The sequence below is a fragment of the Massilia cellulosiltytica genome, from assembly GCF_047325105.1.
Taxonomy (GTDB): Bacteria; Pseudomonadota; Gammaproteobacteria; order Burkholderiales; family Burkholderiaceae_D; genus Telluria; species Telluria orientalis.
The window spans coordinates 7,076,676-7,098,469 of the sequence record NZ_CP168562.1 but is presented as its reverse complement, the minus strand read 5'-3'; the positions used below and the strand labels follow the sequence as shown (position 1 = coordinate 7,098,469).

Below are 21,794 nucleotides of genomic sequence, written 5' to 3'. Positions count from 1 at the left end.
CGTGCGTGACGTATTGTTTCAGATGCCCGCAAAAGCGCCAAATGATGCTAATCTGGCGCCCCCCATCTGGCCCATCCATAAACCAGGCAGATAGAACATGATGAAATCGAAAATCGCACTGGCCGTCCTGCTGACCAGTGTCGCACTGGCGCCGGCGAGTGCGCGTCCCAAGACGCATCACAAGGCGGCCAGCACGGCCAAAGCCAAGAGCAAACCGAAGGCCAAGGCCGCCGCCAAGCCGGTACAGAAGGCCGCCGCGCACGTCGCCGCCGCCACGCCGCAGAACCGCAACGACCGCTACATGGACTCGCTGTCCATGCAATTCGTGACCGCGCTGTGGCGCATCGATCCGGAAGACGGCATCTACGTCGGCAAGTTCGACGCCGCCGCGAAGCTGACGATTCCCGACGCCGCCACGCGCGCGAAAAAGCTCGCGTTCATCGACGAGTGGCTCGACAAGTTCGGCAAGCTGAACGCCGACAAACTGTCGCCGAACCAGCGCACCGACCTCGCCGTCCTCCTCAACAAGCTGAAATACGAGCGCTGGCAGCTGACCACGTTCCGCGAGTTCGAATGGAACCCGGCCGAGTACAACGTCGCGCAGACGTTCGACCTGATCCTGACGACGGAATACGCCGCGAAGGCCCAGCGCCTGCGCACGATCCTGAAACGCCTGGCCGACGTGCCGGCGTACTACCAGGCCGCGCAAGCGTCCATCGTCAACCCGACGCACGAACACACGCAGCTCGCGATCCAGCAGGCGCCGGGCACGCTCGTCGTGCTGGCGGACCTCGGCAAGGCCGCGCAGGAATCGATCCTGACGCCGCAGGAGAAGGCGATCTTCGCGCAGCGCATCGCGAACGCCGGCACGGCGGTGGTGGCGTGGGTCGACTTCCTGACGGACCTCGACAAGTCGCAGTCGCAGATGCAGCGCGCGCGCTCGTTCCGCATCGGTAAGGACCTGTACGAGCAAAAATTCGCGTTCGAGATCCAGTCCGCCAGCACGGGCGAGCAGACCTACCGCAAAGCCCTGGCCGCGCGCGACGAACTCCTCACGCGCATGGACGGCCTCGCCGACCAGCTGTGGGACAAGACGATGGGCGCCGCTGCCAAGCCGGCGGACCGTTATCAAAAAATCGGCATGGTGATCGACAAGCTCTCGCTGCAGCACACGACGGCCGCCGATTTCCTGCCCGAGATCCGCCGCCAGATCCCGCAGCTGCAGGACTACGTCATCAAGAACAACCTCGTGACGATCGATCCGAGCAAGCCGCTCGTCGTGCGCGAGACGCCGCTGTACCAGCGCGGCGTGGCCGGCGCCAGCATCGACGCGCCGGGGCCGTACCGTCCGAAGGATAAAACCTATTACAACGTGACGCCGCTGGATGGCCTCACGCCCGAGCAGGCCGAAAGCAGCCTGCGCGAGTACAACAACTGGATGCTGCAAATCCTGAACATCCACGAGGCGATCCCCGGCCACTACACGCAGCTGATGAACGCGAACCGTTCGCCGTCGCTGGTGAAGGCGTTGTTCGGCAACGGCGCGATGGTCGAAGGCTGGGCCGTGTACGGCGAGCGCATGATGCTGGAATCGGGCTATGGCGACAACGCGCCGGAGCTGTGGCTGATGTGGTGCAAGTGGAATTTGCGCAGCGTCTCCAACACGATCCTCGACTACAGCGTGCACGTGCTGGGCATGACGCGCGAACAGGCGATCGACCTGCTCGTGCGCCAGGCGTTCCAGACCCCGCAGGAAGCGGCCGAGAAGTGGAAACGCGCGCAGCTGTCGTCCGTGCAGCTCTCCAGTTATTTCAGCGGCTACAGCGACATCATGGAACTGCGCGAGCGCCGCAAGGAACAGCTGGGCGAGCGCTTCAACCTCAAGCAATTCCACGACCAGTTCCTCGGTTACGGAAATGCGCCGGTGAAGATCATCGGCCAGCTGATGCAGTAACGCGTGAAGCGCATCACGATCGTCGCGGCGCTCGCGGGCGCCGCCGTGCTGGCTGGCGGCGCGGCCCTGTACGTCTTCAACGCGCGCCAGGACGCGACGCCGGGACGCGCGTTCTGGCGTCCCGCCGACGCGCCGACCAGACCTGCATGGTCCGCACGCGTGACGCCGCTGCCGGACCGCTTCGGCGATCCGTTCGGGACCGTCGTCGATGGCCACGGCAACGTGTTCGTCGCGGACGGCGGCGACTGCAGCTGCATCCGCCGCATCGCACCCGACGGACAGGTGACCATCTTCGCCGGTGGGCACGCGGGCTACGCGGACGGTGTCGGCGCCGCCGCGGCTTTCGACACGCCGTCGGCGCTGGCGATCGACCGCCTCGGCAATCTGTACGTCGCCGACACGCACAACAACGCGATCCGCAAGGTGGCGCCCGACGGCAGCGTGAGCACGCTGGCGGGCAGCGCCGCCGGCTTCGATGGGCCGGTCGGCGTGGCCGTCGACCGCGACGGCAACGTGTATGTCGCCGACACCTACAACGACCGCATCGGCCGCATCGGCAAGGACGGCGCGGTGACGACGGTGGCCGGCAGCGGCACGCCCGATTACCTCGACGGCACCGGCACCGCGGCCGCCTTCGATACGCCGAGCGCCCTCGCCGTCGACAAGCACGGCGTGCTGTTCGTCGCCGACACGGGCAACAACGCGATCCGGCGCATCGACAGGAATGGCGCAGTGACGACGCTCGCGCGCGCGCCCGAGGACGAGCGGCGTCCGCTGCTGCGCCGTCCCGTCGCGCTGGCGCTGACGCATGACGGCTACCTGTACGCGAGCGGCGCGGGTGGGCGCATCCTCCAGTTCGACCCGAGCGGGCAGTATCACGCCCTGCCGGACGCCGACCACCCCGAAGGCGCGAGCTATGCCAGCGACGGCAGCGTGCGGCTGTATGCGCCGCGCGGCATCGCCGTGAAACGCGACGGTGCGCTGGTGGTGGCCGATGGCCAGGCGCAGCAGATGTTCGTGCTGGCCCCACCCCGACCCGGCACGCCGCCCCCGCAGGCGCGGCCGCAGGTACTGCCCGCGGTGGCATCGATGCCCTGGCCCGTGGGCCCGCAAACGGAACCGCACGAAGTCGTCGGCGTGCTGGGCGAAGTGCGCGGCAGCTACGATGGCGAAAACCGCGACCACTTCCATGCGGGCCTGGACATCCGCGCCGACGTCGGCGCGCGCGTGCTGGCGGTGCTGCCGGCAACGGTGAGCGATCCGTATCCCAACTGGACGTTCGGCCAGCTGGGCGAAGGCATGAGCATCGGGCCGCTGTCGTACATCCACATGCGCGTGGGCCGCGACGCCTCGGGCAAGCCGCTCGATCCGCGCTTCCAGGTACTGGCCGGCCCGAACGGCAAGCCGGCACGCGTGCGCGTGCGGCGCGGCACGCGGTTCGCCGTCGGCGACCCGCTCGGCACCATCAATCCGATGGCGCACGTGCACATGGAATACTACCCCGGCGGCGTCGCCGTCAACGCGCTGGCCCTGCCGTTCACGGGCCTGCGCGACACGGTGCCGCCCCGCATCCAGAGCATCGCGCTGTACGACGCGAGCGGCCAACGCCTCCCGCGCAAGAAGGGCCAGCGCCTGCACGTGGCGCGCACGCTCGGCGCGTTGACGATCGTCGCCGCCGCCTACGACCAGATGGACGACAACCTGGCGCGCCGCCGCCTCGGCCTGTACAAGCTGGGCTACCAGCTGCTCCATGCGGACGGCAGCCCCGTCGCCGGATTCGAGACGCCGCGCATCACGCAGGTCTACAACCGCCTGCCGCGCGAGCGCGAAGCGGTGAAGCTGCTGTATGCGGAAAACAGCGGCATCACGGTCTACGGCAGCAAGGCCACGGTGTTCGCCTATGCCGTCAATAACACGCTGCACGATGGCGTCGCGCTGCCCGGCACGTGGAACGTCGATGGACTCGCGCCGGGCGATTACGTGCTGCGGATCTACGCGGCGGATTTCGCCGGACAGGTGGCGCTGGAGGGGCGCGACCTGCCGATCACGGTGGAATAAGCGCTTATTCGAACGCGACGCGCGCCAGGAAGTCGTTGTCGACGACGGTGCGCTCGATCTTCGTATCGGGCCCGATATAGACGTCGAAACGGCTGAACGGCTGCCTGATCTCCACGCCGTCGCGGCTGGCGAGCGGCAGGCTCACGTCGATGAAGTAGTTGGCATGGAGACGGCGCGCGGTACGGAACTCGATGCTTGCGCCCGGCGCCAGGTGATCCTTGACGATGTCGTTGTCTTCGTTAAAAAAGTAGGTCACGGGCGCGACGGCGTCGGCGGAGTAATGCAGGAAGACGACCGGTGACGTAACGGCATTCACGAGGAGCGCAAGCCACGACATTACGATCGCCCCGCCGATGGCCAGCAGTTTCTTGCGCATCGATTTGATATCACGGGACGGCGAACCACGACGATATTCGCGCTTGGTCATGACGAAAACGGCGCCTCGCGGGCGCCGTTTGTTCGGATCAGGACTGTTCCTGCGGCGCCTGCGTCGCCTTGACGAAGATCGGCGCCATCAGCAGCCCGAGCTCGAACAGCAGGCACATCGGAATGGCCAGCGCCAGCTGGCTGACGGCGTCCGGCGGCGTGACGATGGCGGCGATGACGAACGCTCCGACGATGGCGTACGGACGGATCGAACGCAGCTTCTCGACGCTGACGATGCCCATCCGGACGAGGATCACGACGACGACCGGCACCTCGAACGTGGCGCCGAACGCGAGGCACATGGACATCACGAAATCAAGGTAGTTCTCGATGTCCGGCATCACGGCGATGGACGTGGGCGAGAAGTTGCCGATGAAGTGGAACACGCGGCCGAACACGAAGAAGTAGCAGAACGCGACGCCGGCGATGAACAGGAACGACGACGAGATCACGAGCGGCAGCACGAGCCGCTTTTCGTGCGCGTACAGGCCCGGCGCGACGAACGCCCATACCTGATAAAAGACCCACGGCAGCGCGAGGATGAAGGCGATCAGGAGGGTCACCTTCATCGGCACGAGGAACGGCGAAACGACGCCGGTGGCGATCATCTTGGAGCCGGCCGGCAGCGCGGCCAGCATCGGGGCGGCGAGGAAATCGTAGATCTGTGCCGGGCCCGGCCACAGCATCAGCACGATGCACGCGAGGACGATGCCGTACGTTGCCTTGATCAGGCGGTCGCGCAGCTCGACCAGGTGGGAGATGAAGGTTTCTTCGCCCGCGGTTTCTTCAGTCATCTGGCGCTAGGAGGCGGCGCCCAACGGCGGCCGTCATCAGAAAAATTTGGTGTTGGAAGTGGCGCCGGGACGGAACTTGCGCACGCGGGCGGCGCCGGACAGCACATGCTGGCGCGTGCCCTGGCGGTTCTTGTACCAGGCCGGCATGCTCGACGTCTTCGCCAGCTTCTTGCGGCGGAAGTCGCGCGCCTTGCGCTCGATGTCGTCCGTCGAGGCCGTCGTGGGCATCACGGCCGTGTCGCCGCGCCAGGCGGACTCGACCTCGTCCATGTGGGTCGAGACGGTGTTCTCGACCTCGGACTTGAACGTCTCGACCTCGGACTTGAAGCTTTGCGCGCTGTCCTGGATATCCTTGTGCAGATTGCGCAATTCTTCCATTTCGATCTCGCGCGAAACCTCCGACTTCACGTCGTGCAGGTAGCGCTGGGCGCGGCCGTACAGGGTGCCGGCCATGCGCGCCACCTTAGGCAGTTTCTCGGGGCCAATCACGACCAGCGCCACCGCGCCGATGATGGCGAGTTTGGTAAGACCGAGATCGATCATGCGGGATCAAGCACCGGTTTAATGGCGGGTCTTTTCGCGCGCGTCGACGTCGATGGTCGACTTGTCGGCCACCTGTTGCGCGGTCTGTTGCGCCGTCTGGCTGGCGGGCGTCTTGCCGTCTTCATCGCCCTTCATGCCATCCTTGAAACCCTTGACGGCCTTGCCCAGGTCCGAGCCCGCATTGCGCAGCTTGCCCGTACCGAACACCACCACCACCACGACCAGCACGATCAACCAGTGCCAGAGACTCATCGAACCCATTGTTTTCTCCTTGCCGGGCGATAACCCGATCAGCGTAAGCTAAAGCTACGCCAGTATAAGCGGTTTAGGGCCGGAATGCCCTTTTTCCTTAGGGAATTACGTTCCCAGGCCACGCCACGGACGCGGGCCGCCGTACACGTGCAGGTGCAGGTGATACACCTCCTGCCCGCCGTCCGGACCGACATTGAACAGCGTCTTGTAGCCGCCGCTGCGTTCGCCGTCCGGGCCGGTCTTGACCGCGATGCCGTGTTCGGCCGCCAGCTTCGGCGCCAGCGCCAGCATCTTGCCCAGCACGGGCGCGTGCGCATCGGTGCAGTCGGACAGGCTGGCCACGTGCTGCTTCGGGATCACCAGCAGGTGGACGGGCGCGGCCGGGTTGATGTCCTTGAACGCGAGCAGCTCGTCGTCCTCGTACACCACGCTGGCCGGGATCTGCTTGGCGATGATCTTGCAAAAGATGCAGTTGTCCATGTTGTCTCACATTCTACGGATACGGGATGACGCCGGCGTGACAGCCGGGCTCAGTCTTTCGGACGCGACGCTTTTTCCTCGATGCCGGAAATGCCTTCGCGCCGTGCCAGTTCGTCCAGCACCTGCTGCGGCGTGAGGCCGAACTGCGCCAGCAGGACGATCGAATGGAACCACAGGTCGGCCGTCTCGTACAGCAGCTTCGACACATCCGCGCCGGCGCGCACGTCCTTCGCGGCCATCACGGTCTCGACGGCTTCCTCGCCGATCTTTTTCAGGATGGCGTCGTCGCCCTTGGCGAACAGCTTCGCGACGTACGAGGCCGTCGGGTCGCCGCCGTTGGCCGGCTTGCGGGATTCGATGACGGCCGCGAGGCGTTCCAGTTGCGTGCTCATTATTTCTTCTTTGCGTTGGTATAGATGGTGTCCGGATCCTGCAGCACGGGCTCGACGCTGTTCCAGTCGCCGTCCTCGAACTTCTGGAAGAAGCAGGAATGGCGGCCGGTATGGCAGGCGATGCCGCCGGCCTGCTCGACCTTCAGCAGCACCACGTCTTCGTCGCAGTCGAGGCGGATTTCCAGCACTTTCTGCACGTGGCCGGACTCTTCGCCCTTGTGCCACAGTTTCTTGCGCGAGCGGCTCCAGTACACGGCTTCGCCAAGCTCCACGGTCTTGGCCAGGGCTTCGCGGTTCATCCAGGCGAACATCAGGATGTCGCCGGTGGCGGCTTCCTGGGCGATCACCGGCACGAGGCCGTGCTCGTCCCATTGGACTTTCTTGAGCCAGGGCTGGGCCGGGATCGTCGGGGGTGGGCGGGGTCACCATGGTCGTCGGTTCCATCAATCAGTCGAGGCGCATCGGGATGCCGCGGTCCGCCATGAAGCGCTTCGCTTCGCCGACCGTGTGCTGCCCGTAGTGGAAGATGCTCGCGGCCAGCACGGCGTCGGCATGCCCTTCCTGCACGCCATCGGCGAGGTCCTTCAGGCCGCCCACGCCGCCCGAGGCGATCACGGGGATGCCGACGGCGTCCGACACGGCGCGCGTCAGGCCCAGGTCGAAGCCGGACTTGGTGCCGTCGCGGTCCATGCTGGTCAGCAACAGTTCACCGGCGCCCAGGCTTTCCATCTTGCGGGCCCATTCGACGGCATCGATGCCGGTCGCGTTGCGGCCGCCGTGGGTAAAGACTTCCCACTTGCCGGGCGCGACCTGCTTGGCGTCGATGGCGACGACGATGCACTGGGCGCCGTGTTTCTGCGACGCGTCGTACACGAGTTGCGGGTTGGTGACGGCCGAGGTGTTCATCGACACCTTGTCCGCGCCGGCGTTCAGCAGGCGGCGCACGTCCTCGACCTTGCGCACGCCGCCGCCCACGGTCAGCGGAATGAACACGGACGACGCGACCGCTTCGATGATCGGCAGGATCAGGTCGCGGCCGTCGCTCGAGGCGGTGATGTCGAGGAAGGTGATCTCGTCGGCGCCCTGCTCGTTGTAGCGGCGCGCGATCTCGACCGGGTCGCCGGCATCGCGCAGTTCGGTGAAGTTGACGCCCTTGACGACGCGGCCGCCGGTGACGTCCAGGCAGGGGATGATGCGTTTTGCGAGCATAAAATCTTTGCGTTAGCGTTCGTACGTCATCCCCGCGCAGGCGGGGATCCATGCTGACGTAGCGTTATCGCACTCGGCATGGGTTCCCGCTTTCGCGGGAACGACGGGTTGAGGGGCGAATTACGCCTGCGCGCCCTCGGTGAGTTCATCCGCGCGCTCCTGCGCGCTGGTCAGGTCGAGCGTGCCTTCGTAGATCGAGCGGCCGCAGATCACGCCTTCGATGCCCTCGTCCTGCACGGCGCACAGGGCTTCCACGTCGGCCAGGTTGTGCAGGCCGCCCGAGGCGATGATCGGGATCTTGACGGCCTGCGCCAGGCGCACGGTCGCTTCGATGTTCACGCCGCCCATCATGCCGTCGCGGCCGATGTCGGTGTAGATGATCGATTCCACGCCGTAGCCTTCGAATTTCTGGGCCAGGTCGATGACTTCGTGGCCGGACATCTTGCTCCAGCCGTCGGTCGCGACCTTGCCGTCCTTGGCGTCCAGGCCGACGATGATGCTGCCCGGGAAGGCGCCGCAGGCGTCGTGCAGGAAGCCCGGGTTCTTGACGGCGGCAGTGCCCACGATGATGTAGGTGATGCCGTCGTCCAGGTAGCGCTCGATGGTGTCCAGGTCGCGGATGCCGCCACCCAGCTGGACCGGGATCTCGTCCAGGTCGTTGTCTTCGGCGTACTCCTGCACGACTTGCAGGATCGATTTGATCGCCTCTTCGTTCTTCGGTTTGCCCGCGAACGCACCGTTCAGGTCGACCAGGTGCAGACGGCGCGCACCCTTCTTGAGCCAGTGCAGCGCCATCTCGGCGGGATCTTCGGAGAACACGGTGGCGAGGTCCATGTCGCCCTGTTTCAGGCGAACGCAGTGACCGTCTTTCAGGTCGATGGCGGGGATCAGCAGCATGGTCGTAGTCGGTTGATTAGGTAACTCAGGGATTCCAGTGGACGAAATTGCGATACAGGCGCAGGCCGGCGGCCGCGCTTTTCTCGGGGTGGAACTGGGTGGCGACGATGTTGTCGCGCGCGACCGCGCAGCAGAATTGTCCGCCGTAGTCGGTCTCGCCGATGGCGTCCTGCGCCTCGGCGGGCTTCGCGTAATAGCTGTGCACGAAATAGAAATAGCTGTCCGGGGCGACGCCTTCCCACAGCGGGTGGGCGCGCTTCTGGTGCACGCGGTTCCAGCCCATCTGCGGCACCTTGAAGCGCGAGCCGTCGGCCTGCAGCTTGCCATCGAGTTCGAAGCGCACGACTTTACCGGGCAGCAGGCCCAGGCCGGGCACGCCGCCGTTCTCGTCGCTCGAATCGAACAGCATCTGCTCGCCCACGCACACGCCCATCATCGGCCGGGTTTTCGCCGCGCGCAGCAGGGCGTCCTCGACGCCGGATTCGCGCAGGCTGCGCATGCAGTCGCGCATGGCGCCCTGGCCGGGCAGGACGATGCGGTCGGCCGCGTCGATGGCGGCCGCGTCGCCGGAAATCTGGACGTCGGCTTCGGGCGCGACGGCGCGCAGGGCCTGCGCAACCGAACGCAGGTTGCCCATGCCGTAGTCGACAACAACAATCTTGTTCATGATTCTCTTTACAGGCTGCCCTTGGTGGACGGGATCGTGCCCGCGGCGCGGTCATCCAGCTCGGACGCCATGCGCAGCGCGCGGCCGAACGCTTTGAAGACGGTCTCGCACTGGTGGTGCGCGTTCACGCCGCGCAGGTTATCCACGTGCAGCGTCACGCCGGCGTGGTTGACGAAGCCGCGGAAGAACTCGATGGTCAGATCGACGTCGAAGCGGCCGATGGTCGCGCGGGTGAACGGCACGTGCCATTCCAGGCCCGGACGGCCGGAAAAGTCGATCACGACGCGCGACAGCGCCTCGTCCAGCGGCACGTAGGCATGGCCGTAGCGCCGGATACCTTTTTTATCGCCGATGGCCTTGGCGACCGCCATGCCCAGCGTGATGCCCGTGTCCTCGACGGTGTGGTGGTCGTCGATGTGCAGGTCGCCGACGGCCTCGACTTCCAGGTCGATCAGGCCGTGGCGCGCGATCTGGTCCAGCATGTGGTCGAGGAACGGCACCCCGGTATTGAGTTTCTGGCGGCCGGTGCCGTCCAGGTTGAGCGCGACGCGGATCTGCGTTTCGCTCGTGTTGCGCGTGATTTCTGCGGTGCGGGTCATTGCTAGGTGCTCGGCGGTGTTCAGGCTTGCAGCGAAGCCTTCAGGGCATTCAGGAATACGGAGTTTTCTTCCGGGGTGCTGACCGTAACACGGATGCAATTGGCCAGCAATTCATGCATTCTACTCAAATTTTTAATCAGTACCCGTTCTGCGAACAGTTTAGCGCAGGTCTTTTCTGCGTCCGGCACGCGCAAGGTGATGAAATTGGCGCTCGACGGGAACACCGTCACGCCCGGCAGCGCGGCCATGGCGGCGGCCAGTTCCGTGCGCGCCTCGTTCAAACGGGCGGCCTGCTCGTCCAGCACCTCGACGTGGTCGAGCGCGAATTCGGCCACCACCTGCGTCAATACGTTGACGTTGTACGGCGGCCGCACCTTGTCGAACTGTTCCAGCAGCGCCGGTGCGGCAGCGAGGTAGCCCAGGCGGATGCCGGCCAGGCCCAGCTTCGACAGCGTGCGCATCACGACGAGGTTCGGATACTGCGGCAGCTTGTCCATGAAGCTCGTGCGGGCGAACGGGTGATACGCCTCGTCGGCCACGACGATGCCATTCTCGCCCAGCGCTTCGATGATGGCGACCATGTCGGCCTCGTCGTACAGGTTGCCGGTCGGGTTGTTCGGGTAGGCGAGGAACACGAGGCTCGGCTTGTGCTCGACGATCGCGGCCAGCATGGCGGCGCGGTCCAGCGAGAAGTCGGCCTTCAGCGGCACGCCGACGAAGTCCATGCCCGCGAACTGGGCGGAGCGCTGGAACATCACGAACGCGGGGATCGGGGCCAGCACGACCGCGCGTTTGTCTTGACGCGCGGTGGCGGTGCACAGGATCGAGATGATCTCGTCGGAGCCGTTGCCGAGGATGACGTCGAACCCGGCCGGCACGCCCAGCTTGGCACGGATGCGTTCCTTGATGCCGGCATACGACGGCACCGGATAGCGGTTCAGGACGGCGTCCGCCAGGCGCTGGGCCAGCTCGGCACGCAGCGCATCCGGCAGCTGGTACGGGTTTTCCATCGCGTCCAGCTTGATGTAGCCGCTCGAATCCGGCACGTTGTAGATATGGCCGGCACGGACGTCCTCGCGGATCGTGTTGGCGATGAGCTTGTCGATGCTGGTCATGCTTGGTCTACTCCTTCGGTGGCGGCGTCCACGCGGACGCCCTTGCGTTTCTTGGTGGCCGGCTGCGCGGGAGCGGACAAGCGTTCCGCGATGGTCGCGCAGTAGGCGGGGTTCAGCTCGAAACCGGTGAAATGCCGGCCGAGGCGTTTTGCAGCCAGAGCCGTCGTGCCGCTGCCCATGAACGGGTCGAGCACGACGCCGCCCGGCGGGCACGACGCCTTGACCATGCGCTCGATGATCTCGAGCGGCTTCTGGGTCGGATGGTCGACCCGTTCCGCATGTTCGCGATGCAGGCGCGACACGCTCCACAGGTCCTTCGGGTTGTAACCCACTTCCAGCCACTTGGCGCCCACGAAGATCGAGCGCGATCGCGCCTTCTTCGTCTCGGCGTCGTACGGGATACGCACGGAGTCCAAGTCGAAATAATAATCCTTGCGCTTCACGAAGAAGCCGATGGTGTCGTGCACCGAGGAAAAGCTCCTGGTGCTGCCCCCCATCGAGGGGACGCGGCGGTCCCAGATGATCTCGTTCATCATCGTCATGCGCCGCTTGAGCATGACGAAGATCTCGGGCGCGAAGCGCCACGTGAGAAAGATGTACAGGCTGCCGTTGTCCTTCAGTTTCGGCAGCGCACAATCAATCCAGCGCTCGGTCCACGCGAGGTAATCCTCCACGCTCTGCTGGTCCGAGCCGTTGCCGTAATCCTTGCCGAGATTGTACGGCGGGTCCGTCAGGATCAGGTCGATGCTGCGATCGGGAATGCGCGCCATGCCTTCGAGCGCATCCTCGCAGAAGACCTGATCGAGCCAGGCCGTCATGATCCCGATTCGATCCGTAATTCTGCGCTGCGCGCGTGCGCCTGCAGGCCCTCGCCGTATGCGAGTTCGGCCGCGACCTTGCCCAGCGTTTGCGCGCCGGCCTGCGACACGAACAGGATCGACGAGCGCTTCTGGAAATCGTACACGCCCAGCGGCGACGAGAAGCGCGCCGTGCGCGACGTCGGCAGCACGTGGTTCGGGCCGCAGCAATAGTCGCCCAGCGATTCGGACGAGAAGCGACCCAGGAACATCGCGCCCGCGTGACGGATTTTATCGGCCCACTGCTGCGGCTCCTCGGCGGAGATCTCCAGGTGCTCGGCCGCGATGGCGTTCGCGATGGCGCACGCTTCATCCATGTCGCGCACGCGGATCAATGCGCCGCGGTCCGTCATCGACGTGGCGATGGTGTCCTTGCGCGGCATCGTCGGCAGCAGCTTGTGGATGCTCGCTTCCACTTTGGCGATGTAGTCCGCGTCGGGGCACAGCAGGATCGCCTGCGCCAGCTCGTCGTGCTCGGCCTGCGAGAACAGGTCCATCGCGACCCAGTCCGGATCCGTGGTGCCGTCGCACAGCACGAGGATTTCCGACGGGCCCGCGATCATGTCGATGCCCACCGTGCCGAACACGCGGCGCTTCGCGGCGGCGACATAGGCATTGCCGGGGCCGACGATTTTATCGACCGGCGGGATGGTCGCCGTGCCGTACGCGAGCGCGCCGACGGCCTGTGCGCCGCCGATCGTGATCACGCGCGTGACGCCGGCGATCGCCGCGGCGGCCAGCACCATGCGGTTCTTGACGCCGTCCGGCGTCGGCACGACCATCACGATTTCCTTCACGCCCGCGACCCTGGCAGGGATCGCGTTCATCAGCACGGACGACGGATACGCGGCCTTGCCGCCCGGGACGTAGATGCCCACGCGGTCCAGCGGCGTGACGCGCTGGCCCAGCACCGTGCCGTCCGGCTCCGTGTACGTAAAGCCGTTCAGTTCCTGCTTCTGGCGCTCGTGGAAGACGCGGATGCGCTCTGCCGCCGTGCGCAACGCGGCGCGTTGCGACTCCGGCAGCGCATTCAACGCTTCCTGCAGCTCTTCCTGCGTGACGTCGAGCGCGGCCATGCTGGTGGCGCCGCCGTTCGGGAGCCGGTCGAACTTGTTCGTGTATTCCAGCACGGCGGCATCGCCGCGCGCCTTCACGTCGGCGAGGATGTTCGCCACGGCGGTTTCGATGGCGTCGTCGGTCTCCGCTTCGAACGCGAGCAGCGTGTTCAGGGTCTGCTGGAAATCGGCGGCGGTGGAATCGAGTTTGCGGATCGTGATGGACATGGTCGTTAGCATTGCTGCTGCTTGGACGCGCGTTCGAACGCGTCGATGATCGGTTGCAGGCGCTCGCGCTTGAGTTTCAGCGCGGCCTGGTTGACGACGAGGCGCGACGAGATCTCCATGATCTTCTCCACTTCGACCAGGTTGTTGGCGCGCAGCGTGCCGCCCGTCGACACGACGTCGACGATGGCGTCGGACAGGCCGACCAGCGGCGCCAGCTCCATCGAGCCATACAGTTTGATCAGGTCGACGTGCACGCCCTTCTTGGCGAAGTGCTCGCGCGCCGTGTGCACGAACTTGGTGGCCACGCGCAGGCGCGCGCCCTGGCGCACGGCGTTGTCGTAGTCGAAGCCGGCGTTGGCGGCCACGGACATGCGGCAGCAGGCAATGCGCAGGTCGATCGGTTGATACAGCCCTTCGCCGCCATGCTCGAGCAGCACGTCCTTGCCGGCCACGCCGAAGTCGGCGGCGCCATGCTGGACATAGGTCGGCACGTCGCTGGCGCGCACGATCAGCACACGGATGCCGGGATCGTTGGTGGCGAGGATCAGCTTGCGCGAGGTTTCCGGATTTTCCAGTACCTCGATGCCGGCCGCGGACAGCAGCGGCAGCGTATCTTCGAAGATGCGGCCCTTCGAGAGGGCGAGGATCAGCTGCGAGCTGTCCCGAGTGGTGTCGTTCATGTGACTAGTTTTGGTTTGTGCCGTCGTTCCCGCGAAAGCGGGAACCCATACTGAAGCTCCGGCAGCTGATTCGGTAAATCTTCGTTGGCTTCCATCGGAAGCTCAGCATGGATTCCCGCCTGCGCGGGAATGACGCTTTGTCTTTATTTGATCCGTACGATATCCGCGCCCACCGCCGACAACTTCGCCTCCATCCGGTCATACCCGCGATCGAGGTGATAGATGCGGTCGACGAGGGTCGTGCCCTCGGCGGCCAGGCCGGCGATCACGAGGGATGCCGATGCGCGCAGGTCGGTCGCCATCACGGGCGCGCCGACGAGGCGGTCGACGCCCTTGATGAAGGCCATGTTGCCCTCGGTGGAGATCTGCGCGCCCAGGCGGTTCATTTCCTGCACGTGCATGAAGCGGTTTTCGAAGATGGTTTCGGTGACACGGCTCGAGCCGTTCGCGATCGTGTTCACGGCCATGAACTGGGCCTGCATGTCGGTCGGGAAGCCCGGGTATTCCGTGGTACGGAACGACACCGGCTGCGGACGGCCGTCCATGCGCGCGCGGATGCTGTCGCCTTCCACGGTCAGCTGGACACCCATCTCGCGCAGTTTGTCGATGGCCACGTCGAAGATGTCGGTACGGGTGCGGGTGATGCGGATGTCGCCGCCCGTCGCCGCGACGGCGCACAGGAACGTGGCCGCTTCGATGCGGTCGGAAATGACGCCATGTTCGGTGCCGTGCAGGCTGTCGACGCCCTGGATCACGAGGCGGTCGGTGCCGATGCCGTCGATCTTCGCGCCCATCGCCACGAGCATGTTCGCGAGGTCCGTCACTTCCGGTTCGCGCGCGGCGTTTTCCAGGATCGTCTCGCCGTCGGCCAGCGTGGCGGCCATCAGCAGGTTCTCGGTGCCCGTCACGGTGATCATGTCCGTGTGGATGCGGGCGCCCTTCAGGCGCGATGCCTTCGCGTGGATGTAGCCGCCCTCGATCGTGATGTCGGCGCCCATCTGGCGCAGGCCCTTGATGTGCTGGTCGACGGGACGCGAACCGATCGCGCAACCGCCCGGCAGCGACACCTTGGCTTCGCCGAAGCGCGCCAGCATCGGGCCCAGCACGAGGATAGCTGCGCGCATCGTCTTCACCAGCTCGTACGGTGCGACGAGGGTGTTGATGGCGGAACCGTTCAGCACGACGTTCTCGTCGTCCTGCGTGACCTTCAGGCCGGTCTGTTCGAGCAGGCGCAGCATCGTGCGCACGTCGTGCAGGCGCGGCACGTTCGACAGGGCGAGGTCGCCGGCCGTCAGCAGGCCCGCGCACAGGATCGGGAGCGCCGCGTTCTTGGCGCCCGAGATGGGGATGTCACCGTTCAGGCGCTTGCCGCCGACGATCTGGAGCTTGTCCATTGATTATCCTTGATACTCGTCCGGGGTCAGCGTCTTCATCGACAGCGCGTGGATTTCCTCACGCATGCGGTCGCCCAGGGCGGCATAGACGATCTGGTGGCGCTGGATGCGGCTCTTGCCGGCGAATGCAGGCGAGACGATGACGGCGCTGAAATGCTGGCCATCGCCCTCCACTTCCAGGTGGGTGCATTCCAGGCCCTTTTGGATGTAGCCGTGGATGAGTTCGGGTGTAGTAACCATGTTTTTTCAGTGACGCAGCTTGTAGCCGCGGCGAAGCAGATTGATTGCGATAGCGGCCAGGGCCACGAAGAAGACGGCGACGATTGCCAGGCTGGTCCACGGCGACACGTCGGACTGGCCAAAGAAACCATAGCGGAACCCGTCAATCATATAAAAGAACGGGTTGAAATGCGAGACTGCGAGCCAGAACGGCGGAAGTTTCTTAATGGAATAGAACACACCGGCCAAAAATGTTGCAGGCGTGATCAAAAAGTTCTGGAAAGCGGCCAGCTGGTCGAATTTTTCCGCCCAGATGCCGGCGATGACGCCCAGCGTGCCCAGGATGCCGGCGCCCAGCAGCGCGAACACGATGATCCACAGCGGCGCCACGAACGACAGGTGCGCGAACCACGCCGTGATGACGAACACGCCCAGGCCGACGGCCAGCCCGCGCACGACGGACGCCGTCACGTATGCGGACAGGATCTCCACGTGCGACAGCGGCGGCAGCAGGATGAACACGAGGTTGCCCGTGATTTTCGACTGGATCAGCGACGACGAGGAGTTGGCGAACGCGTTCTGCAGCACGCTCATCATCACGAGGCCGGGCACGAGGAACGACGTGTAGCTGACGCCATCGAGCATCTCGACGCGGCCGTCGAGCACGTGGCCGAAGATCAGCAGATACAGCATCGCGCTGACGACGGGCGCGGCGATGGTTTGCGTGGCAACCTTCCAGAAGCGCAGGATTTCTTTATAAAACAGGGTGCGGAAACCCACGGAAAACGCGTTCATCGTACCGGGCTCCCTTCCATGATCTGGATAAAAATGTCTTCCAGGTCGGCCTGCTGCAACTGCATCTCGTCGATCTCGGCACCCGCTTCGCGCAGGCGCGCGAGGATGCCTTCCACCTCGCTGTACTCGTTGACGCGCAGGGTGTAGGTGTTGCCGCCATTGTGTTCGTCGTGCGCGACGAGGTGGCGCAGGCCTTCCGGCAAGGCGCCGTGCTTCAGGTGCACGACGAGCGACGAGCCGGACACGCGGCGCAGCAGCTGCGCCATGGTGTCCAGCGCGACGACGTTGCCCGTCTTGAGCATGGCCACGCGCTGGCACATGGCCTGCGCTTCTTCGAGGTAGTGCGTCGTCAGGACGACCGTATGCCCCTCGCGGTTCAGGCGCGCGATGAACTTCCACAGCGTCTGGCGCAGTTCGACGTCGACGCCGGCCGTCGGTTCGTCCAGCACGATCACGGGCGGTTTATGGACGAGGGCCTGGGCGACGAGCACGCGGCGCTTCATGCCGCCGGACAGCGCGCGCATGTTGACGTCCGCCTTGGGCGTGAGGTCGAGGTTTTCCATGACCTCGTCGATCCACGGATCGTTGTTCTTCAGGCCGAAATAGCCCGATTGCAGGCGCAAGGTCTCGCGCACGGTGAAGAACGGGTCGAACACGAGTTCCTGCGGCACGACGCCCAGCTTCATGCGCGCCTCGCGGAAATCCTTCACGACGTCGTGGCCATGGATGCGCACGCTGCCGACGTCCGGACGAATGAGGCCGGCGATGGTCGAAATCAGGGTCGTCTTGCCGGCGCCGTTCGGGCCGAGGAGGCCGAAGAATTCGCCTTGTTCGATGTTCAGTGAAACGCCCTTGAGGGCCTTGAAGCCCTTGTAGCTTTTCTCGACGCTGTCGATCTGGATGGCTGCTGTCATGCGTTGGGGATCCGAAGGACCGGAACCGTGCGGGTGAAACGAGCCATTATAGAAGAAAACGCCACGGCGTTCCGGGCCGTGGCGTTTTCGAGAATGCGGTTACGCGCGGCCCAACAACCCGTCGACGCCGTATAACTTTGCCAACGCATCGACGTTGGCCGGCACATTGATGAATTTCAGACTGCGCCCCTGTCCCTGCGCGCGGCGCTGCCAGGCCAGCATCAGGGCCAGGGCCGAGGAGTCGGCGGCCTTGACGCCGCCGAGGTCGAACTCGGTTTCGCCGGCGGACACGGCCGCGCAGCCCTGCGCCAACGCCGCTTGCGCGTTGTCGAACGTCAGGGCTTCCAGCGAGAGCATGGGGTTCGCTTCCGCCATGCTTACTTCTGCGCGGACTTGGCCAGCGGCTTGTTGGCCAGCTGCTCGTTGCGGTCGTGCAGCTTCTTGATCAGGCCGTCGATGCCGTTCTTGCCGATTTCCGACGCGAAGGTGCTCTTGTAGGTTTCCACCAGCCACGCGCCCAGCACGTTCAGGTCGAAGATCTTCCAGCCCTGCGGGCCCTTGGCCAGGCGGTAGTTCAGGGTGATCGGCTCGCCGCGGGTCAGGTTGACCTGCGATTTCACCTCGACTTCCGTGTCGGCCGGGTCGGCGCGGAACGGCTTGAATTCGATCGTTTCGTTCTTGATCTGCGACAGCGCACCGGCATAGGTGTACACGAGCAGCGTGCGGAACTCGGCCGCCAGCTGCTTTTGCTGCTCCGGCGTCGCCTGGCGCCAGAAGCGGCCGGCGGCCTGGGCCGTCATCTTGTCGGAATCGACGTACGGCAGGATCTTGCTGTTGACCAGGTCCATGATTTTCCTGCTGTTGCCGGCCTGGATGTCCTTGTCGGCCTTGACGCTATCGATGACGTCGGTGGAGACGCGTTTCACGAGGGCATCCGGTGCCTCGACGGCGGCACGGGCCGGCGCGACGAGAACGGCGGTGGACATGGCCACGGCGGCGGCGGTCACGATCAGTTTTGCGATGGGCTTCATACGCTTCCTTTAATTTGGTTGGGTCTGGCCAAGCGGTCCCGCGTGCTGCGCGGACGGCCTGGCTGTACCGTCGTTAACTATTTGCTGGCCGGTTCGGATGACACGGGCGCCGCTGCGGGCTCTTCCGCGCCATCTTCGGGCACCGGTTTCGGGCCCAGTTTCACGCCCAGCTTCGATTCGACCTTTTCCTGGACCTTTTCCAGTTTTTCGTGGACCTTGTCGGCGCGTTCCTGCGCCTTGTCCGTGTCGAGCACCTTGCTGTTGCGACGCTGCATGTAGCCGTCACGGATGAATTCGTAACGGTCGAGGGCGGCGTCTTCCAGCAGGTTCGACGCGTCCAGCACGCTGGCACGCTGGTCGACCGCGCGCAGGACGATGCCACTGGTGCGCCACGGCACATCGTTCACGTGGGTCCACGCATCGCCCCACCAGTCGGCGGGCAAGGTCGCGGTGTCACGGATCGTAGATGGGCCCAGCAGCGGCAACATCAAGTAGGGACCGCTCGGCACGCCCCAATAGCCGAGGGTCTGGCCGAAGTCCTCGTTATGCTTGCGCATGCCGGCCGGGGTGGCAATGTCCAGCACGCCGGCGAGACCCAGCGTGGAGTTCACGGCAAAACGCATGAAATCGTTCAAGCCGTCTTGCCCTTTCAGCTGGGCAAAATTGTTCAGCGAGCTCCACAAATCGGTCAAGTTACCGAAGAAATTGTTCACGCCCGTTTGCACGAAGGTCGGCGTGACGTTCTTGTAGGCAGTTGCGGCCGGCTTCAGGGCGACGCGGTCGACCGTGTCGTTGAAGCTGAACATGGCCCGGTTGAACTTCTCGAACGGGTCTTTCGGGTTGGCGGTCGTCGCACAGCCACTCAGCAATACGGCTGCACCGAGTGTCAGCGCCAGGCCAGTGCGGGTACGCGGCGAGGCGGAGTCATTGCGGTTCGTCATTTGCTACTGTCCTTTCCTTCGGCTGCCTTGCTATAGATAAATTGATTAATCAAGTCTTCGAGCACTGCGGCCGATTGCGTACGGGTGATGCGGTCGCCTTCGACGAGATTGTTCATGTCGCCACCGGCCTCGATGCCGATGTATTGCTCACCGAGCAGGCCCGAAGTCAGGATCTTCAGAGAGCTGTCCTTCGGGAACTTGTAAGCAGGATTCAGATCGAGGCGGACGATCGCCTGGAAACTTTTGTCGTCGAACGCAATGTCGCCCACGCGGCCCACGACCACGCCCGCGCTCTTGACGGCCGACTGCGGCTTCAGGCCGCCGATGTTGTCGAACTTGCCCGTGATCGAATAGGTCTTGCTGAACGAGATCGTGCTCATGTTACCGGCCTTGAGGGCCAGGAAAAGGAGCGATAACGCACCCAACAGGACAAAAAGGCCGACCCAGACGTCAATGGATTTACGATGCATAAGTTTTTCCCAACTCTTCAGATTACTTGTTGAACATCAAGGCAGTCATGACGAAGTCCAGCGCCAGCACCATCAGCGACGCGATCACGACGGTGCGCGTGGTGGCGCGCGACACGCCTTCCGGCGTCGGCTGCGCTTCATAGCCCTGGAACAGGGCCGTGAACGTCACGGCCATGCCGAATACAAAGCTCTTGATGACACCATTCATGATGTCGCGGCGCACGTCGATGTTCGCCTGCATCTGCGACCAGAACGCGCCTTCGTCCACGCCGATCAGCTGCACGCCGACCAGATAGCCGCCGACCACGCCGATGGCGGAGAACACGGCCGCCAGCACCGGCATGGCGATCAGGCCCGCCCAGAACCGGGGCGCCAGCACACGCTGGATCGGGTTGACGGCCATCATTTCCATCGCGGTCAGCTGCTCGCCGGCCTTCATGAGGCCGATTTCCGCCGTGAGGGACGTACCGGCACGGCCCGCGAACAGCAGCGCCGTCACGACCGGGCCCAGCTCGCGCAGCAGCGACAGCGCCACCAGCTGGCCCAACTTTTCCTCGGCGCCGAACTGGCTCAGCGTGTAATAGCCCTGCAGGCCCAGCACCATGCCGACGAACAGGCCGGACACGGTGATGATCAGCAGCGAATAATTGCCGATGAAGTGGACCTGTTCCGAGATCAGGGTCGGACGGCGCAGCGCGCCCGGTGCCTTGCCGAGCAGGCCGCCGAACGAGCGGGTGACGAAGCCGACGCGGGCGAAGGTGTCGAGGACGAAGCCGCCAAGGAGTGCGAGAGGATTGGTCATCGCTTGCCTCCCAGGCCCAGGTCCTCGGCCAGCGATTTGCCGGGATAGTGGAACGGCACGGGGCCGTCCGGCTCGGCGTTCACGAATTGTTTGACGTACGGATCGGTCGAGCGGCGCATCTCGTCCGGCGTGCCCGAGGCGACGATCCGGCCCGCGGACAGGAAATACACGTAATCGGCGATCAAGAAGGTTTCGTTCACGTCGTGCGAGACGAGGATCGACGTCGAGCCGAGCGCATCGTTCAGGTTGCGGATCAGGTTGGCGGTCACGCCCATCGAGATCGGATCGAGGCCGGCGAACGGTTCGTCGTACATGATCAGCGCCGGGTCGAGCGCGACGGCGCGGGCGAGCGCCACGCGACGCGCCATGCCGCCCGAGATCTCGTTCGGCTTCAGGTCCGCGGCATTGCGCAGGCCGACGGCATTCAGGCGCATCAGCACCAGGTCGCGAATGAGTTCTTCCGGCAGTTCCGTGTGCTCGCGCAGCGGAAAGGCCACGTTCTCGAACACGGTCAGGTCGGTGAACAGCGCGCCGAACTGGAACAGCATGCCCATCTTGCGCCGCAACCTGTACAGGCCTTCGGTGTCGAGCTGGCTCACCACCTCGCCATTCACGGCGACGGTGCCGCGCTGCGGCTTGATCTGGCCGCCGATCAGGCGCAGGACCGTCGTCTTGCCCGAGCCGGAGCCGCCCATCACGGCAATCAGCTTGCCGCGCGGGAAGTCCATGCTCAGGTTCTGCAGGATCGGGCGATCGCCATACGAAAAATGCAGATCGCGAATTTCGACGAGGTTGGACACAGTGGATATTGGTATTTGGAGAATCTCGTATTGTAGTGCAGAAACGGCAAGGCCTGCAGGACACGGCCCAATTCCTGGCATGTTATCGACGTGATATTACAACATTACTAAATCACGAGTCAGCTATTTTTGAACCTAAGTGCTTGTTTTTAATAACTTATGCATACAACACATTGTTTCACATCAGTAAACAATCTTTACAAATGCCTGAAGGAAACCCTT

At 64.6% G+C, this 21,794-nt stretch carries 27 protein-coding genes; 2 read left to right on the top strand and 25 right to left on the bottom strand.

The genetic code is table 11. The annotated features are described in order from the left end of the window. Nucleotides 1–97: 97 nt before the first annotated feature. Both ACEN9H_RS31285 and ACEN9H_RS31280 read left to right on the top strand, forming a co-directional pair. Nucleotides 98–1,954, top strand: coding sequence for a DUF885 domain-containing protein (locus ACEN9H_RS31285; protein WP_413673252.1), 1,857 nt, complete (start codon nt 98–100; stop codon nt 1,952–1,954). Between the two features lie 3 nt (nt 1,955–1,957). Next, nucleotides 1,958–4,012: a gluconolaconase gene (locus ACEN9H_RS31280; protein WP_413673251.1), complete on the top strand. Its 2,055-nt coding sequence runs from the start codon at nt 1,958–1,960 to the stop codon at nt 4,010–4,012. A 4-nt stretch (nt 4,013–4,016) separates the two neighbouring features. Here the strand turns inward: ACEN9H_RS31280 and ACEN9H_RS31275 are convergent, their stop codons facing one another. The 25 genes from ACEN9H_RS31275 to ACEN9H_RS31155 all read right to left on the bottom strand — a co-directional run bounded on the left by ACEN9H_RS31275 (nt 4,017) and on the right by ACEN9H_RS31155 (nt 21,572). Continuing rightward, entirely contained in the window at nt 4,017–4,439 is a 423-nt protein-coding gene (locus ACEN9H_RS31275) for a hypothetical protein (protein ID WP_413673250.1), read from the bottom strand. Between the two features lie 37 nt (nt 4,440–4,476). Next, entirely contained in the window at nt 4,477–5,232 is a 756-nt protein-coding gene (gene tatC / locus ACEN9H_RS31270; protein WP_371763190.1) for a twin-arginine translocase subunit TatC, read from the bottom strand. Between the two features lie 36 nt (nt 5,233–5,268). Then, the gene (gene tatB, locus ACEN9H_RS31265; protein ID WP_056126151.1) at nt 5,269–5,775 is read right to left on the bottom strand and encodes a Sec-independent protein translocase protein TatB; all 507 of its coding nucleotides are present in this window, start codon (nt 5,773–5,775) and stop codon (nt 5,269–5,271) included. Between the two features lie 18 nt (nt 5,776–5,793). Beyond that, nucleotides 5,794–6,036, bottom strand: a complete 243-nt coding sequence (tatA, locus tag ACEN9H_RS31260; protein ID WP_056126149.1) for a Sec-independent protein translocase subunit TatA — start codon at nt 6,034–6,036, stop codon at nt 5,794–5,796. 96 nt (nt 6,037–6,132) lie between these two features. Next, nucleotides 6,133–6,507 carry a histidine triad nucleotide-binding protein gene (locus ACEN9H_RS31255; RefSeq protein ID WP_056126146.1) on the bottom strand — a complete coding sequence of 125 codons (375 nt, stop codon included), beginning with the start codon at nt 6,505–6,507 and terminating at the stop codon, nt 6,133–6,135. Between the two features lie 50 nt (nt 6,508–6,557). Continuing rightward, nucleotides 6,558–6,899: a phosphoribosyl-ATP diphosphatase gene (locus ACEN9H_RS31250; RefSeq protein ID WP_056126145.1), complete on the bottom strand. Its 342-nt coding sequence runs from the start codon at nt 6,897–6,899 to the stop codon at nt 6,558–6,560. Continuing rightward, nucleotides 6,899–7,303 carry a phosphoribosyl-AMP cyclohydrolase gene (gene hisI / locus ACEN9H_RS31245; RefSeq protein WP_413675653.1) on the bottom strand — a complete coding sequence of 135 codons (405 nt, stop codon included), beginning with the start codon at nt 7,301–7,303 and terminating at the stop codon, nt 6,899–6,901. The genes ACEN9H_RS31250 and hisI overlap by 1 nt, the downstream gene beginning before the upstream one ends. Nucleotides 7,304–7,346: 43 nt before the next feature. Beyond that, nucleotides 7,347–8,108 (bottom strand): imidazole glycerol phosphate synthase subunit HisF, encoded by a 762-nt coding sequence (gene hisF / locus ACEN9H_RS31240; protein WP_371770707.1) that lies wholly within the window; start codon nt 8,106–8,108, stop codon nt 7,347–7,349. 120 nt (nt 8,109–8,228) lie between these two features. Continuing rightward, nucleotides 8,229–9,005, bottom strand: coding sequence for a 1-(5-phosphoribosyl)-5-[(5-phosphoribosylamino)methylideneamino]imidazole-4-carboxamide isomerase (gene hisA / locus ACEN9H_RS31235; protein WP_056126140.1), 777 nt, complete (start codon nt 9,003–9,005; stop codon nt 8,229–8,231). Between the two features lie 25 nt (nt 9,006–9,030). Beyond that, nucleotides 9,031–9,672 carry an imidazole glycerol phosphate synthase subunit HisH gene (gene hisH, locus ACEN9H_RS31230; protein ID WP_082577525.1) on the bottom strand — a complete coding sequence of 214 codons (642 nt, stop codon included), beginning with the start codon at nt 9,670–9,672 and terminating at the stop codon, nt 9,031–9,033. A gap of 8 nt (nt 9,673–9,680) precedes the next feature. Further along, entirely contained in the window at nt 9,681–10,271 is a 591-nt protein-coding gene (gene hisB / locus ACEN9H_RS31225) for an imidazoleglycerol-phosphate dehydratase HisB (RefSeq protein WP_160407275.1), read from the bottom strand. A gap of 20 nt (nt 10,272–10,291) precedes the next feature. Beyond that, complete coding sequence (gene hisC, locus ACEN9H_RS31220; protein ID WP_413673249.1) at nt 10,292–11,386, bottom strand: histidinol-phosphate transaminase; 1,095 nt, start codon at nt 11,384–11,386, stop codon at nt 10,292–10,294. Further along, nucleotides 11,383–12,204, bottom strand: a complete 822-nt coding sequence (locus ACEN9H_RS31215) for a DNA-methyltransferase (protein WP_056126133.1) — start codon at nt 12,202–12,204, stop codon at nt 11,383–11,385. Before ACEN9H_RS31215 ends, hisC begins: the two co-directional genes overlap by 4 nt. Continuing rightward, the gene (gene hisD / locus ACEN9H_RS31210; RefSeq protein ID WP_413673248.1) at nt 12,201–13,526 is read right to left on the bottom strand and encodes a histidinol dehydrogenase; all 1,326 of its coding nucleotides are present in this window, start codon (nt 13,524–13,526) and stop codon (nt 12,201–12,203) included. Before hisD ends, ACEN9H_RS31215 begins: the two co-directional genes overlap by 4 nt. A 5-nt stretch (nt 13,527–13,531) precedes the next feature. Beyond that, on the bottom strand, nt 13,532–14,206 hold the full coding sequence (gene hisG / locus ACEN9H_RS31205; RefSeq protein WP_056126129.1) for an ATP phosphoribosyltransferase: 675 nt from the start codon (nt 14,204–14,206) through the stop codon (nt 13,532–13,534). Nucleotides 14,207–14,349: 143 nt separating this feature from the next. Further along, entirely contained in the window at nt 14,350–15,600 is a 1,251-nt protein-coding gene (gene murA / locus ACEN9H_RS31200; RefSeq protein WP_413673247.1) for a UDP-N-acetylglucosamine 1-carboxyvinyltransferase, read from the bottom strand. Nucleotides 15,601–15,603: 3 nt separating this feature from the next. Continuing rightward, on the bottom strand, nt 15,604–15,840 hold the full coding sequence (locus ACEN9H_RS31195) for a BolA family protein (RefSeq protein ID WP_056126126.1): 237 nt from the start codon (nt 15,838–15,840) through the stop codon (nt 15,604–15,606). A gap of 6 nt (nt 15,841–15,846) precedes the next feature. Continuing rightward, nucleotides 15,847–16,614, bottom strand: coding sequence for an ABC transporter permease (locus ACEN9H_RS31190; protein WP_056126124.1), 768 nt, complete (start codon nt 16,612–16,614; stop codon nt 15,847–15,849). After that, nucleotides 16,611–17,528, bottom strand: coding sequence for an ABC transporter ATP-binding protein (locus ACEN9H_RS31185; protein WP_413673246.1), 918 nt, complete (start codon nt 17,526–17,528; stop codon nt 16,611–16,613). The genes ACEN9H_RS31190 and ACEN9H_RS31185 overlap by 4 nt, the downstream gene beginning before the upstream one ends. 99 nt (nt 17,529–17,627) lie before the next feature. Beyond that, nucleotides 17,628–17,903 carry a lipid asymmetry maintenance protein MlaB gene (locus ACEN9H_RS31180; protein ID WP_371760708.1) on the bottom strand — a complete coding sequence of 92 codons (276 nt, stop codon included), beginning with the start codon at nt 17,901–17,903 and terminating at the stop codon, nt 17,628–17,630. 2 nt (nt 17,904–17,905) lie between these two features. Continuing rightward, a complete protein-coding gene (locus tag ACEN9H_RS31175; RefSeq protein WP_371770711.1) occupies nt 17,906–18,559 on the bottom strand; it encodes a phospholipid-binding protein MlaC in 654 nt (217 codons plus the stop codon). Nucleotides 18,560–18,636: 77 nt separating this feature from the next. Continuing rightward, nucleotides 18,637–19,500, bottom strand: coding sequence for a VacJ family lipoprotein (locus ACEN9H_RS31170; protein WP_082577524.1), 864 nt, complete (start codon nt 19,498–19,500; stop codon nt 18,637–18,639). Continuing rightward, nucleotides 19,497–19,970: an outer membrane lipid asymmetry maintenance protein MlaD gene (mlaD, locus tag ACEN9H_RS31165; protein ID WP_371763179.1), complete on the bottom strand. Its 474-nt coding sequence runs from the start codon at nt 19,968–19,970 to the stop codon at nt 19,497–19,499. Before mlaD ends, ACEN9H_RS31170 begins: the two co-directional genes overlap by 4 nt. Before the next feature lie 22 nt (nt 19,971–19,992). Beyond that, the gene (gene mlaE / locus ACEN9H_RS31160) at nt 19,993–20,772 is read right to left on the bottom strand and encodes a lipid asymmetry maintenance ABC transporter permease subunit MlaE (RefSeq protein WP_371763178.1); all 780 of its coding nucleotides are present in this window, start codon (nt 20,770–20,772) and stop codon (nt 19,993–19,995) included. Continuing rightward, a complete protein-coding gene (locus ACEN9H_RS31155) occupies nt 20,769–21,572 on the bottom strand; it encodes an ABC transporter ATP-binding protein (protein WP_371770713.1) in 804 nt (267 codons plus the stop codon). Before ACEN9H_RS31155 ends, mlaE begins: the two co-directional genes overlap by 4 nt. Nucleotides 21,573–21,794: the final 222 nt, after the last annotated feature.

Coding starts and splice junctions, on each gene's coding strand:
- hisD (WP_413673248.1), bottom strand. CDS start 13,526: ATGTCCATCACGATCCGCAAACTCGATTCCACCGCCGCCGATTTCCAG.
- tatB (WP_056126151.1), bottom strand. CDS start 5,775: ATGATCGATCTCGGTCTTACCAAACTCGCCATCATCGGCGCGGTGGCG.
- mlaD (WP_371763179.1), bottom strand. CDS start 19,970: ATGCATCGTAAATCCATTGACGTCTGGGTCGGCCTTTTTGTCCTGTTG.
- mlaE (WP_371763178.1), bottom strand. CDS start 20,772: ATGACCAATCCTCTCGCACTCCTTGGCGGCTTCGTCCTCGACACCTTC.
- tatC (WP_371763190.1), bottom strand. CDS start 5,232: ATGACTGAAGAAACCGCGGGCGAAGAAACCTTCATCTCCCACCTGGTC.
- hisA (WP_056126140.1), bottom strand. CDS start 9,005: ATGCTGCTGATCCCCGCCATCGACCTGAAAGACGGTCACTGCGTTCGC.
- hisG (WP_056126129.1), bottom strand. CDS start 14,206: ATGAACGACACCACTCGGGACAGCTCGCAGCTGATCCTCGCCCTCTCG.
- ACEN9H_RS31195 (WP_056126126.1), bottom strand. CDS start 15,840: ATGGTTACTACACCCGAACTCATCCACGGCTACATCCAAAAGGGCCTG.
- ACEN9H_RS31185 (WP_413673246.1), bottom strand. CDS start 17,528: ATGACAGCAGCCATCCAGATCGACAGCGTCGAGAAAAGCTACAAGGGC.
- ACEN9H_RS31275 (WP_413673250.1), bottom strand. CDS start 4,439: ATGACCAAGCGCGAATATCGTCGTGGTTCGCCGTCCCGTGATATCAAA.
- ACEN9H_RS31190 (WP_056126124.1), bottom strand. CDS start 16,614: ATGAACGCGTTTTCCGTGGGTTTCCGCACCCTGTTTTATAAAGAAATC.
- ACEN9H_RS31175 (WP_371770711.1), bottom strand. CDS start 18,559: ATGAAGCCCATCGCAAAACTGATCGTGACCGCCGCCGCCGTGGCCATG.
- hisH (WP_082577525.1), bottom strand. CDS start 9,672: ATGAACAAGATTGTTGTTGTCGACTACGGCATGGGCAACCTGCGTTCG.
- ACEN9H_RS31215 (WP_056126133.1), bottom strand. CDS start 12,204: ATGACGGCCTGGCTCGATCAGGTCTTCTGCGAGGATGCGCTCGAAGGC.
- tatA (WP_056126149.1), bottom strand. CDS start 6,036: ATGGGTTCGATGAGTCTCTGGCACTGGTTGATCGTGCTGGTCGTGGTG.
- hisB (WP_160407275.1), bottom strand. CDS start 10,271: ATGACCCGCACCGCAGAAATCACGCGCAACACGAGCGAAACGCAGATC.
- ACEN9H_RS31180 (WP_371760708.1), bottom strand. CDS start 17,903: ATGGCGGAAGCGAACCCCATGCTCTCGCTGGAAGCCCTGACGTTCGAC.
- ACEN9H_RS31170 (WP_082577524.1), bottom strand. CDS start 19,500: ATGACGAACCGCAATGACTCCGCCTCGCCGCGTACCCGCACTGGCCTG.
- hisF (WP_371770707.1), bottom strand. CDS start 8,108: ATGCTCGCAAAACGCATCATCCCCTGCCTGGACGTCACCGGCGGCCGC.
- murA (WP_413673247.1), bottom strand. CDS start 15,600: ATGGACAAGCTCCAGATCGTCGGCGGCAAGCGCCTGAACGGTGACATC.
- ACEN9H_RS31255 (WP_056126146.1), bottom strand. CDS start 6,507: ATGGACAACTGCATCTTTTGCAAGATCATCGCCAAGCAGATCCCGGCC.
- hisC (WP_413673249.1), bottom strand. CDS start 11,386: ATGACCAGCATCGACAAGCTCATCGCCAACACGATCCGCGAGGACGTC.
- ACEN9H_RS31285 (WP_413673252.1), top strand. CDS start 98: ATGATGAAATCGAAAATCGCACTGGCCGTCCTGCTGACCAGTGTCGCA.
- ACEN9H_RS31250 (WP_056126145.1), bottom strand. CDS start 6,899: ATGAGCACGCAACTGGAACGCCTCGCGGCCGTCATCGAATCCCGCAAG.